We start from the raw sequence: 12642 nt of genomic DNA, 5'->3' as shown, positions 1-12642 counted from the left end.
GTGAACGGGCTTCACTGTCGTTCGGCTCGTCGGTGTGGTTCGAGACCTGGTCGGCGTGGTCGTCGGCGGAACGGCCGTCGTCGTCGTGTTCTCGTTGGGTGGCTTGGGGAACAGCATGGCCGGACCCGGGGCGTTGTTGCTCAGTGCAACGCACAGCAGCGCCACATAGGCGAAAGCACCCACGGATCCCAAGCCGACCACGGTGCGCAACGTGCGGCGACGGCGACCACTGGCGTCAACGAAGACAGGGCTGTCATAAGGCTTTTCTGGAGTTGTCATGTCCTCGGTCGGAGCAGGGAGGGGAACAGGCGATGGTGGAGGCTACCCGCGAACACGACCGGAAGAGAAGATCTTGAATCAGCTGATGGTTCTGTCGAATCACGCACCTGACTGCTAATAGTCGCAGTTCAAGGCGTCACTTGCCGCGATTTCGGACCCGCGTCACCGCTGCGCGCTCCTGGGCATATGCCGCGATCCGTCAATGGGGCGTCACGGCACTGTCACGGTAGACAGTCTGGCGCATAACGCTTTCAGGTAATGTGTCCTATATGGACTCGGTTGTTTGTGCCATCTCGACCACATCAGCATCGTTGTAGTTATTTGCCGACACCACGTCAGTCCTTTTTAGACGGTTCGGCGTCGCCAGCGACCTCGGCCGGGGCTTCTTCGGTGAAGTGGCGCAGCTCCCTGCTGGTTGCGGCCGCGGCGGCGACCAGCAGGAATCCGACGCCGAGGACGACGATCGCGCCCGCGCCACCCAACCCCGCCGCGAGCGCGCCCCCGAGGACCGGGGCCAACGGCGACAGCCCCATCACCGCCACGGTGAGCATGGCGTCGAGCCGCCCGAGCATCTCGTGCGGCACCAGCCGTGAGACAGCCACGCTCAGCAGGACGTTGAGGGTCGGGGTGAACACGGCCGTGATCAGCAACGGGACCATCGGCCACCACGAACCCAGTGGAAGGACCATCACGAGGTCCGCGACGCCGAACGCCGCCAGGATCGAGATGAGCAGCATGCCCGCCGGAAGCAGCCCGCCGATGCGGTCGGACAGCAGCGCGCCGACCAGGCCGCCGATCCCGATGCCCGCCAGCACCATGCCGGTGGTGAGCGCGCCACCACCACGCTGGCCGACGAGCACGATCAGCGGAATCAGGATCGCCGGGCCCAGCAGGTTCATCGCCATCACCGCGGCGCAGACACCGCGCAGTCCCCGCTGGCGCCACAGCCAGGCGGCGGCCTCGGCCGCTTCGCGGCGCATGGTGCGCTTGCGCGGGGCCGCCTCCTCGGCGCTGTTCGTGGTCGCCGGGCGCCTCGGCACCTTGGCGAACACCGAGCACAGGAACGCGACCAGGAAGGTCAGCACGTCGAGCACGAACGGAACCGCCCGGCCGATCCCGTAGAGCAGGCCGCCGAGCGGCGGACCGAGCAGCCTGGCCGCGTGCGATCGCGCCTCCTCCTGTGCGTAGGCGCCGCGCAGCTGTTCGGCGGGGACGACCCCGCGGATCGCGATCGTCCTGGCGGGCCCGCTGAAGGCGGTGCAGATCCCGTCGACGACGCCGAGGACCACGAAGTGCCAGATCCGCGCCCCGTCGGTGACGATCAACAGGGCCAGGACCGCGGCGTTGACCAGCTGCGCGCCCTGGCTGGCGATCAGTGTGCGGCGGCGGTCCCACCGATCCACCAAGATCCCGGCGGGCATCTGCGTGACGATGAACGCGGCGGTCCGCGCGCCGGCGACCACACCCGCCCACCCCGGGGACCCGGTCAGGGCCAGCACCAGCAGCGGCATCGCGAGTCTCGTCAGCTCCGTGCCCAGCTGCGAGACGGCGCTGCCGAACCACAGCAGCTGGAACTGCTTGTTCCTTCTCAAGGGCGTCAACTCAGCCACAAGAAAACTCCTTCAGACGCGCGTTCTCCCGAACGATCCAAAGCCGAGAAAAGGGCCCGAACCCAGCGCACCGACGCCGCAATGGGCCGAATGCCGTCGCAGTGGGAACACCGCTGCGTCCCCCGCCAGCGCTCATCGCTGGTTCGCAGCTTTCGGGTCGTTGACCGCCGCGGATCGCGGCGGTTGCTCACACCGTCCGAGGCACGGTGGAATTGTGAGCCGCCGGACAGTATGCAACGACCGCCCCACGCGATCAGGAAGACCGGCTACCAGATACCCCGAACGGCGGAACGGCCCCAAGGTGCCAGCCCGACCGCGTTCGCTGCCTCTCCAAGCCGCGCCACGCCGCGGCGTGCGCACTGACTGGGGGAGGACGCGGTCGCTAGCCACCGGCGCGTGCGGCGGCGTCGATCCGCGACTCGACCGCTCGCGCCCCCGTCGTCACCCCTTCACCCCCCTGGCGCCCCTCATCACCCCCTGGCGCCCCTCATCACCCCCTGGCCCCCTCACCCCCCCTGCTCCTCATTTCGCGTTTTGTCACCTTGATGCGCGAAAGAGCGCTCCCAAATCGCATCAAGGTGACAAAACGCGAAAAACTTCGACCACGCCAGCTGGCCCACGCGTGCATCAGGGCAGGGGGCGGCGCGCCGGTTCGGGGGATCGGGGCGACGCAGGACCGGGCCTAGCCACCGGCGCGTGCGGCGGCGTCGATCCGCGACTCGACCGCTCGCGCGGCCGTCGCCGCCTCCTCGACCTCGTTCAGCGACGTGCCGAAGAGGCGGTTGTCCAGCTCGGTCAGGGCTCGATCGCAGTCCTGGCCCGCCTTCTGGGCCTTGGCGACGAAGGTCTGCCAGTGTGTCCGGGCTTCCGGGTCGCGGACGGGGAAGTAGTCGCCAGCCTCCTGAGCCGTCTTGCCGAGGGTGTCGCAGAGGGGGCGGAGCCGGGTCACATCGACCCTGCCGCGCGCCTGCTCCACGTACGTGATGAGGCTGTTCGAAGTGTTGAGGTAGCGGAGAACCAGCTCTCCGCCGCCGAAGGCTTTCCAGGCCCCCGCCGACAGCTGCCGGGGCTGGGTGGCTGGGGGGGTGTCGAGCTGGCCGCTGTCACGCATCACCGAGGTGAGCCAGGCGTCCACGGATCTGGACGTTGTCCAAGCAGCCTCTAGCCACAGCAGTGACGCGCCGAAGAGGTCTCCGTTGCTCTGGCTCAGTGCCTGTTCGCAGTTCTGGCCGACCATCCGTGCCTGCATGACGAACGTTTGCCAGCGTTGCTGGGCCTGGCGGGCGGGGAGGCGGAAGTAGTCGTTGGCCTCCCGCGCCGTCGTCTTCAGAGCGACGCAGACGGGACGGACGCGCGCCTCGTCGACGGGGCTGGTCGGCTGGTTCACGAGTGCGACGAGACGGCCGCCGTCCTGGTTGAACCGGCGGAGCAGGTCCGCTCCACCGAACCGTCTCCACGCTGCGGCTTGGAGTTGCCTCGTCTGCACGGACACCGACGTGGGGTCAACGACACCCGAAGGTCGTACGTCCTGTTGCAGGCCCATGGATGAGAGCCCCTGCGACGCGTTCGGAGGGACGACGCCCACCGCCGCAGCGCACAACACCCCGACGCAGAGTCGGCGGGCGATCACCGCCTTCCTGCTCGGCGGGTGCGCGGGAACCGGGGCCCGTGCCTTCCGGAACACCGACACGACCGCGGCGGCGACGACGGCGAAGACCGCTGTGAACACGAGGACGGGGGTCAGCAGGACCTCGAAGAGCGTCTGTGCCAACTCGGGCCGCCAGCCGCAGGACGACTGGAGCGTGTTCAACGGCCGGACACATCCGTCGACGGACGCGAGCACGAACGTTCCGACGAAACCCAGCATCGCCGCGGTCTCGGCTGCGATGAGCGTGACGAGCAGCCGGTAGTGGCTCGCCAGCACGCTGGCGACAACGGCGGCCACCGCGGGCGCGGCCACGACAGCCACGAACACCCACGCCCAGTAGACCAACGAATAGAGACCCCCGCCTCCCTGGCCGTCTGGCTGCCAGCTGTGCATGTACGCCTGCACACCCGCGACGGCGACCCAGCACAACACGCCGCCCAGCACGCCCGGCAGCAGCACCCGCCACAGCGTCGGCAACGCGTGCCCGGGTGCCTCCTCGACGCCAGCGGTGGCACGTCGCGCCCAGGGGAGCGCCCCGCCAGGCCGAATCGTCCAGGCCAGCAAGGGCACGACCCACAGGGCCGCGACCCCGGCGAGAACCAGGGGCACCTTGGTCACACTGGCCACCACCGGGATCGCCTCGGCGATGGCCGACAGCATGGCCGAGTGGTCGGCCGGGCCGGGGAACGCCCGCCGCATCATCTGGAGCATCCCCGTGGCGAGGTCCGGCCACCCGACCACGACCAGCGCGCCACTGCCCAGCCACCACGCGAACCACGACACCGGCACCAGGCAGGCGGCGGCCAGGCCCAGCAGCATCACCGGGCGGATCGTCCGCCCCTGCCACGTCGTGATCCACAGGTGGGCGCACTGCGTCACCCACCAGGTGAACACCGCGCCCGCGAGCACGACGAGCACGAAGAACTCGGAGTGGCCCGGCAGCCAGTCGTCGATCACCTGCTGGCCCGTGACCAGCTCGCCGACGACAATCCCGAAGCCCAGCCACAGCCCCGCGCGCACCCCGTTCGGCACGGTGCGCGAGGTGAGCACCGCGTGGGCCACCGCCCGCCACAGCGCGATCCCGACCACCCCGGTGACCAGCCCCGCCGCGATGAACGCGGTCGCCTGGTCCACCCACCACCCGGTCAGGCCGTACTGCTTGAGGTACCGCCACGCGGAGTTGTTGATCAATGCCGCGGCGGTGCCGGTCAGGAACATCGGCAACGCCCGCACCTCGAACAACACCACGGGGTCGTTCAAGGCGTCCCGGCGCAGATCCCAACGCGGATGGGTGCGCCACAGCTCGACGAACGAGTCCAGCGCACGCCGCACCGCGCCGGCAGCCGGGGGCGCTGTCATGACGGCCCAGCCACGGGGGTCCGCGCCCCAGCGCTCGGCGGCCAGATCGGCGTAGACCTCCCTGCTGCGCAACACATCCGACCGCGCGAGGTAGACCAGCACGACCATGACGGCCGTGACCAGGAGGCCGCGTGTCAGGTTCGGCGAGCTGGCGGACCACCACGGCGACCGCAACCCGGCGGCGAACCAGTAGATGTTCGTCGCCAGGTAGGGCAGGAGCGCCATGGCGAGGAACACCCGCCACACCGCGACGGTGGCGTAGGTGATGGTGACGTCGCCATTGCGGATGTGGGCGAGCTCGTGCAGCAAGACCGCCCGGAACCGCTCAGGATCGGCGTGCCTGCTGGCGAGCAGACCACCGTGCAGGCACACCGTCGGCCGACGGTTGCTGCCGAACACCACCGCTGAGGTCGAAGCCGCAACGGGGTCCACGACGAACCGTGGCGCTCGGGTCAGGCCGGCCGCCGCGACCACGTCCTCCAGCAGAGCGCGCAGCTCGGTGTCGTGCTTGTCCACCTCCAACGGGAAGACCCGGCCGCGCCGCGTTTTCCACGCTGACAAGCACAAGAACAGCACTCCGGCCGCGGCGGTCAGGAGGACCGGCCAGACGAGCGGTATCCACCACGGTGGTGGCGGCGCGAAACGGGCGATGCAGGTCTCGTAGGCGTGCGGCTGGGCCAGGCGGGCCATCATCGTGGCCCGGTCGTCGCCGTGGCTGAGGTCCCACCCGGCGGCCAGCGCGCAGCCCCACCCACCACCATCGGAGTCGGACAGCCCGGAGGCGACGCTCAGCGCCATCGAGCCGCTGGCCAGCACCAGCAGCACCACCAGCAGCACGAACCGCTGTGTCGTGCCCGCACCCAACACCCGCTCGTCGACTCGCCGCCTGACAAGCTCGATGGCCGTCACGCCCTACTCCCGGGGCGCCACACCGCCACCGGCAGGGTCGTCAGGATCGGTTGGCCTCTCCAGGTCCTTCCCCTTCGAGGTCCTCCGCCGCGCGTCCAGTGCCAGCCTGGCCACCACCGCGTCGGCGACCGCGTTGGCGCGCTCCTCCGGAAGACCCCGCTGCGCGGCCACCTCCAGCACCCGCCGCCGCACCTCGGCAAGCTGCTCAGCGGTCAGCGGAGTGACGACCACGGACGTGGCACCTTTGCGAAACACTTTGCGCAGCAAGGACTTCATCCCCTTGGCCGCGCCGTCCACCGCGGAGTCGGCGAGCTTCTTCGCCATGTGGTCGACCACCAGCCACACCACCGGCGTCACCATCACCACGAACTCGCCAAGGCCGAAGCCCAGCGGCTCACGCCGCCGCCCCCGCCCACTCAGCCGCCGCACGACCGTGGCGTCATCAAGCGCGGCAAGACCATCCACGATCGGCAGTTCCTCGGCGGCCACCTCGGCCACCACATCGCGGACCACGTCGCGCACCCTCGTGGCGCCTGCCGTGACGGTTTGCTCCTCGGGTGATGGTGCTCCAGTGCTCATGGTGTCCCCCCGCGCTCGTCACCTTCCGCTACAGCCGAACCACCCCACAAATCCACAGTGACCGCCGGTATCCGCCCCGGCAACGTCCGAACGGCTGAAGCCCGCAGGTGGAAGCCAGCGCGAAGGGCGGGGCGGTGGCGACGACCTTGACCGCTGAGGCAGCACGCCGTGGCCAGGATCCGGTCAGCGAGCGCGTGATCTCCTTGGGGCGCAACATGATCGCCGCCACGAGCAGGACCGCTGCGACGACGTGTTACCTCCCGTGCCGGTCGTCTGCTGCGGATGTGGCCACGGAAGGGGTTTGGCGCGTCTGCGGATGGCCTCGCAGCGCGATCTCCACGCCGCGCCGCACGGATGCCCAGAACCGCTCTTCGGGCTCGCCCAGTTCCATGCTCGTCAACGCCGCCTGCTGGGCGCCACCGGCGAGCGCGCCGACCACCGCCGCGGCGCCGACCGGGTCGAGCTCGTCCGGGTAGACCTTCAGCAGCGCCGCGGCCATCTCCCGCTGGACCTTGAAGGTCATGTGCAGCGCTCGCGCCTGCAACGCGGGTACCGACAGGAGCAACCGGGCGTAGATCCTCATCAGCGCCGGATCACGCAGCCCCGTGTCCAGGGACAGGTAGTCCGCCCGCATCGCCTCGTAGGCCCGCAGGAGCAGGTCGGCGACGCTCTCCCCGGGGCCGCGGCTGGCGATCACCTCCAGCGGGACCGCGCTGCTCGGCCCGTTGTCGGCGAAGAGCACGTCCTCCTTGCTGGGGAAGTAGTTGAAGAACGTCTTGGTGGCCACGTCGGCGGCCTCGGCGATCTGCGCGACGGTCGTCTGCTCGTAGCCCTGCTCGGCGAAGAGCCTGATCGCCGTCTCCGTGAGCAACCGCCTGGTCTGCTGCTTCTTGCGCTCCCGCCGGGACTCCGTCACGAGGCAGATCTTACAGTGCCACTATATTTACAGCGAGTGTAACTTTATAGTCAGTGTAAGGAGCTTGAGGAGGGGAGCCAGATGAGTCGCATCGTCGTGGCGGGCATGCCCGCTTCCGGTCACATCAACCCGAGCGTGCCGGTCGTGGGCGAGCTCGTGCGCCGGGACATCCAGGTCACCTACTACGCCACCGAGCAGTTCCGGGACACGGTGGAGCGCACGGGCGCCGAGTTCCGCGCCTATCCCGAGGGCACGCTCTCCTCGGAGGACATCGCCGAAGCCACCCGGAGCGGCAGCTCGGTGGCCGTGGTCACCCGGGCCCTTGCGGCCACCGATTCGCTGGTGCCGTTCCTGCTGGCCGACCTGCGCGACAAGCCGCCGGCCGCCATCGCCTTCGACTCCAACGCGATCTGGGGCTACATGGCCGCGGCGATGCTGGGCCTGCCGAAGATCTCGTTGATGACCACTGTCATGTTGGGCGCCAAGGACATCAAGGTGCTGACCGCGCGGGAGTGGGCCCACTTCCTCCGGGTGATGCTCCCCGACGTCCCCAGCGTGATCGCGGCGAGGCGGCGACTCCTGCGCCGCTTCGGCAAGCAGTACTACCCGCCCGCGCCGACTCTGCCGATGCGCGGCGACGTCACGATCTTCCCGGTGCCGCGCGAGCTCCAGTCCGCCAACGCGCGGATCGACCGGAGCTGCCACTTCGTCGGCCCCACGTTCGACCCGGCCGTCCGCGGCGGCGGTCTCGACCCGGAGCTCGCCGCCCACGTCGATGGCAGGGACCCTCTCGTCCTGGTCTCGCTGGGCACCCTCCACGCGGGCAGCGAAGCCTTCTTCCGCACCTGCTTCGAGGTGCTGGGTGAGCTGCCCGCGCGCGTCCTGCTCTCGGTCGGCACGCACACCGATCCCGCCCGTCTCGGCCCACCACCGGCGAACACGCTGGCCCGGACCTCCGTACCCCAGCTCGACGTGCTCCGGCGGGCGGCGTTGTTCGTCACCCACGGGGGCATGAACAGCGCACTGGAAGGACTGGCCAACGGCGTGCCGCTGGTCGTGCTCCCCCAGCAGGTCGAGCAGCTGGTCATCGGTCGCGCCGTCGCCGACCGAGGTGCCGGAATCGTGTTGCGGCACAACGTCTCCGACCGACCCGTGCCGCCCGCCGAGCTTCGAGCGGCTGTCCAACGCGCACTGGCCGACCCGACGATGCGCACGGCGGCCAAGGCGATGGCCGCCAGGTTCGGCGAGGGCGGCGGTGCCGCCGCGGCCGCCGACGTGATCCAGAAGCTCCTGGCCGACAGCCGCTGAGCGGACGTTCACAGTCCCCCGGCACGCGCCCGGCGCTTCTCCGCACTGTTGTCGGGGTGGACGTCGAAGACGACCTTGTGGATGGTTCCGGTGAACGGGAAGGGGGAGTCCTCGGCGTAGCTGCGGGACACGGGTTCTCCGTTGTCCCTGCCGATGTCCATCCCCCCGCTGAAGGAGAACCGCTGCGGGACGGTGTGCTCGATGCGCCCGCTGCCCACGGCGCGCCCGTCGACCAGCAACGTCGCGGTACCGCCAGTTCCGGGCTTCGCGGCGTCGGCGACGAACTCCATGGCGACGCTCAGACGACCAGCGGGCAAGGTTGTGCTGGAAACCTGGGTGTACGTAGTGACCCCGAGCATGCTGTAGGTGTGCTTGAGGATGCCCTCCTCGACGTAGAGCGCGAAGCCCCCGAGGTAGTCGAAGGCCGCGACGATGACACCTGCCGCGCCGGTGGCGGGAACCTCCACGTCGGCGCTGATCGTGTACGAGCGCCCGAGGACAGGGGGCATCGTCCCGGGAAGCACGTTCCGCACGTCCGCGTAGTAGGTGAAGGTGGTCTGCGCGCGAGCCGGCGGAAGGAAGCCGTAGTACACCGAGAAGCTGCCGAGCAGCGGAAGCACCTGGTACTCACGGGCTTCGGCCCAGAACAGGTCCTGGAGCTCGGCGAGCTTGTCGGGATACCGTGCGGCGAGGTCGTCCGCCTGGCTGAAGTCATCGGGAAGGTAGTACAGCTCCCAGCGGTCGGAGTCGGGATCCCACACGTCCGGTGCGAACCTCGCCAACGTCGCGGGGGTGAAGTCCCACGGGGCCCGGTCGAGCCGGGCAGCCGCCCACCACCCGTCCTTGTACATGGCCCGGTTGCCGAACATCTCGAAATACTGCTGGGAGTGCCGTTCGGCCGCCTGCGGCTCGTTGAGCGAGTAGGCGAAGCTGGTGCCGTGCACCGGCATCTGGGGGGTGCCGTTGACGGTCTGGGGCTGGGGGATTCCTGCGATCTCAAGAATGGTCGGGCCGATGTCGGTGCAGTGGGTGAACTGCGACCGAAGACCGCCGGGCTCCTGAATGCCGGCGGGCCAGTGCACGACCATGGGGTTGCGAGTGCCTCCGAGGTGTGAGGCGATCTGTTTGCCCCACTGAAAAGGTGTGTTGCCGGCCCAGGCCCACGCGGCGGAGTAGTGCGGACGCATCGTCGGCCCACCCCAAGCGTCCACACCGCCGTAGGACTCGATGAGCTTGGCTTGCTCCTCGTAGGTCAGGGTGATGCCGTTCAGCGGGACGAGCTCGTTGAACGTCCCGGTGGGCGTGCCTTCCAAGCTGGTGCCGTTGTCACCCCAGATGTAGATCACAACGGTGTTGTCCAGCTCCCCCATCTCCTCGATGGCCGACAGGACCCTGCCGATCTCGTGGTCGTTGCTCTCGTTGTACCCGGCGTAGACCTCCATCTGCCGCGCGAAGAACTGCTGACGGTCCGGCGGCAAGGAGTCCCACGCGGGGAGCTCGGGGCTACGAGGGGTCAGTTGGGCGTCCGGGGGGATGACGCCGAGCTCCTTCTGCCGGGCGAACGTGCGCTGACGACAGACGTCCCAGCCCTCGTCGAAACGACCTCGGTACTTCTCGCTCCACTCCTCGGGAACTTGATGCGGTGCGTGGCTGCACCCGGTGGGGTAGTAGAGGAAGAACGGTTTGTCGGCGGAGTGCCCACGCAGCCCGTGCAGCCACTGGATCGCCCGGTCAGCCGATGCGGTCGGGAGGTAGTAGTCCTCGCCCGGCGGCACACCGATGACCGTGTTGTTCTCCACGAGCACCGGGTCGTACTGGTCCGAGTCGCCGCCCAGGAATCCCCAGAAGTAGTCGAACCCGCAGGCGTTGGGCCACTGGGTGAACGGACCTGCCGGCCCCTGGTGGTTGTCCGGCGTCAGGTGCCACTTGCCGATGGCCGCCGTGCTGTAGCCGTTCATCCGCAGCACCTGCGGGACCGGGGTCGCCTCAGGGGGAAGCCTCATCGAGTACCCGGGCCAGCCGCCGGGCCGCTCCACGATCGACCCGAACCCGACGGCGTGGTGGTTGCGCCCTGTCAGCATCGCCGCCCGCGTCGGCGAGCACAAACCGGTCACGTGGAAACGGTTGTAGCGCAGGCCGCCCGCCGCCATCCTGGCCAGGTTCGGCGTGTCGATCGGCCCGCCGAAGGTGCCCGGGTTCCCGAACCCCCCGTCGTCGGTGAGGATCAGCAGCACGTTGGGGGCGCCGTCCGGAGGGCGCACCTCCGTGGGCCATTGCGGTATCGACCCCGCCAAGGTGCGACGGGTCACTCCGGTGAACGGCGCTTCCGGGATCGGCAGTAACGTCCTGTCGATCTCCCTGTTGTGCCGAACTGTGGTCATTCCACTGCCTCTCTATTCCTCGCAAGCCTGATGTCGTGCGGCACCGCGCCGTTGGTCTGGATCGTGCTCGCGGTAAGATTCGTGATCTTGGACAGTCTCAATGTCCAATCCGGCCGGGCAACCGCCGTACGGGCGTTGTGCGACTTGCTCGGAATGGCTGGCGACCAATCGGCTGCCCCGGAAATGGGTGAGAGACAGCGATGCGCGGCAATGCGACCGCAAGGGAGTTTCGGCGGCATCACTGTTCTTTTTTGAACCCATTGGGCTGATCTCGGTGAATCCCAATGACATCCGTCGACCCCAGTGGCCTCGAACGGCGAGTGAACGTGGCCGCACCATCGGCCATGCGGCGCGCCCTGCGCCTCACTCAACTCGCGCGGCGGTCTGGCTTCTCCCAGCGCGGCGTGCCCAGGGCAGTCGCTTTCAGTCGTGGGCGAACGTCGGATCTGTCGCCGGGCAGGCTCGCTAGGCTTGGCTGGCTCGCCTCAGCCACTTTGCCCGGGGGACCAGTGCAACGTTTCGCGGCCAGCCCTGCCCTAGCGCGGCTGGAATGGATTCTTGACGGCCTGGACGGGAAACCCGGCTGGGGAGCTGACGCGTCCGACGTGCTCTCGGCCGCGTTCACCGTTGTCACACCCGAACGCTACGTCGAGGTTACCCGCGGTCGAGCGGGCCACTACGCGCCGGTCGTCGTGGTCGGTCTCGATGTCGACGAGACCACCGCACGCGCACGGATCCGCCGTCACGACGGCACTGTCGATGTCGTGACCTGTGTCGTGGAGCCCGCACCGCCGCATCGCATTGCCACCACATGGGTCACCGGACTGGTGCCGACCGATCTGACACCGAGGCTGCCAGCCGATTTCACCGACTACGACCTCCCTCCCGTCGCTGCGGATGCTCGGCTGGTCGTGTTCTCCGGACTGCCCGGCAGCGGTAAGAGCACCCTGGCCGACGCCGCGGGCGCCGAGCTGGGCATTCCGGTCTTCGCCGCCGACTGGCTGCTCGGCGCGCTGACCCCGTTCGGCGGTCGCCATGTCGAGGCGGCGCTGGATGTCGCCGAGGAGATGCTGACCACGCTCGCCCTCCGGCAACTCGTCGCCGGGCAGTCCGTCATCCTCGATCACCCCGTCGAACGGGTCGCGACCAGGGATCGCTGGCGCAGCCTGGCCCGCAGGGCCGGAGCGGAGTTCCGGGTGGTCGTGTGCCAGTGCTCCGACCCGGAACTCCACCGGGCCAGGCTCGAAGGCCGCAGCCGCGGCATCCCCGGCTGGCACGACGCGGGCGACTGGTCCGACGTGCGGCGGAGATCGGCCGAGTTCCCCTCCTGGCGCGGGGAGGCACTGGTCGTGGACACCGCTCAACCACGTGAGCCGGCCCTTGCCGCAGCACTACGGCACATCACCACCTGACGGCGTCAGAACACGCGCCTGCTGCTGGCCTGCTCGGACGAGAACCGCGCTCGTACTGGGGGAACGCGCGCGCGGCTTGGCTGGCGTGGTCGGGGTTTTCACGTTTTGTCACCTAGATGCGATTTGGGAGCGCTCTTTCGCGCATCAAGGTGACAAAACGCGAAATGAGGGGCGGCGGGTGAGGGCGCCAGGGGGGTGAGGGCGCGGGGGCGCCAGGGGGTGAGGGCGCCGGGGGTGGTGA

The 12642-nt window shown here is 69.1% G+C and carries 7 protein-coding genes; 2 read left to right on the top strand and 5 right to left on the bottom strand.

Annotated features, from left to right (window positions below; genetic code table 11):
- Window positions 1-614 precede the first annotated feature (614 nt).
- The 4 genes from ACFFQA_RS16870 to ACFFQA_RS16855 form a co-directional block, all read right to left on the bottom strand.
- Window positions 615-1889 carry an MFS transporter gene (locus tag ACFFQA_RS16870; RefSeq protein ID WP_377852910.1) on the bottom strand — a complete coding sequence of 425 codons (1275 nt, stop codon included), beginning with the start codon at window positions 1887-1889 and terminating at the stop codon, window positions 615-617.
- Between the two features lie 682 nt (window positions 1890-2571).
- Window positions 2572-5805 (bottom strand): M48 family metalloprotease, encoded by a 3234-nt coding sequence (locus tag ACFFQA_RS16865; RefSeq protein ID WP_377852909.1) that lies wholly within the window; start codon window positions 5803-5805, stop codon window positions 2572-2574.
- Between the two features lie 3 nt (window positions 5806-5808).
- On the bottom strand, window positions 5809-6384 hold the full coding sequence (locus ACFFQA_RS16860) for a hypothetical protein (RefSeq protein ID WP_377852908.1): 576 nt from the start codon (window positions 6382-6384) through the stop codon (window positions 5809-5811).
- A gap of 253 nt (window positions 6385-6637) precedes the next feature.
- Window positions 6638-7300 carry a TetR family transcriptional regulator gene (locus ACFFQA_RS16855; protein ID WP_377852907.1) on the bottom strand — a complete coding sequence of 221 codons (663 nt, stop codon included), beginning with the start codon at window positions 7298-7300 and terminating at the stop codon, window positions 6638-6640.
- 81 nt (window positions 7301-7381) lie between these two features.
- Between ACFFQA_RS16855 and ACFFQA_RS16850 the strand changes: the two genes are divergently transcribed.
- Complete coding sequence (locus ACFFQA_RS16850) at window positions 7382-8608, top strand: macrolide family glycosyltransferase (protein WP_377852906.1); 1227 nt, start codon at window positions 7382-7384, stop codon at window positions 8606-8608.
- An 8-nt stretch (window positions 8609-8616) separates the two neighbouring features.
- Here ACFFQA_RS16850 and ACFFQA_RS16845 read toward each other — a convergent pair whose 3' ends face one another.
- On the bottom strand, window positions 8617-10869 hold the full coding sequence (locus tag ACFFQA_RS16845) for an arylsulfatase (RefSeq protein WP_377852905.1): 2253 nt from the start codon (window positions 10867-10869) through the stop codon (window positions 8617-8619).
- Window positions 10870-11498: 629 nt separating this feature from the next.
- Between ACFFQA_RS16845 and ACFFQA_RS16840 the strand changes: the two genes are divergently transcribed.
- Window positions 11499-12401, top strand: a complete 903-nt coding sequence (locus tag ACFFQA_RS16840; RefSeq protein ID WP_377852904.1) for a P-loop nucleotide/nucleoside kinase family protein — start codon at window positions 11499-11501, stop codon at window positions 12399-12401.
- The last annotated feature ends 241 nt before the right edge of the window (window positions 12402-12642 follow it).

This window comes from Allokutzneria oryzae, from assembly GCF_042429765.1.
GTDB classification, from domain to species: Bacteria; Actinomycetota; Actinomycetes; order Mycobacteriales; family Pseudonocardiaceae; genus Allokutzneria; species Allokutzneria oryzae.
Note: the sequence above shows the minus strand (reverse complement) of the source record. Positions and strands in the feature narration are given on the sequence as shown.

Bases quoted from the DNA above. Each gene is read 5' to 3' on its own strand.
- ACFFQA_RS16860 (WP_377852908.1), bottom strand. From the start codon at position 6,384: ATGAGCACTGGAGCACCATCACCCGAGGAGCAAACCGTCACGGCAGGC.
- ACFFQA_RS16850 (WP_377852906.1), top strand. From the start codon at position 7,382: ATGAGTCGCATCGTCGTGGCGGGCATGCCCGCTTCCGGTCACATCAAC.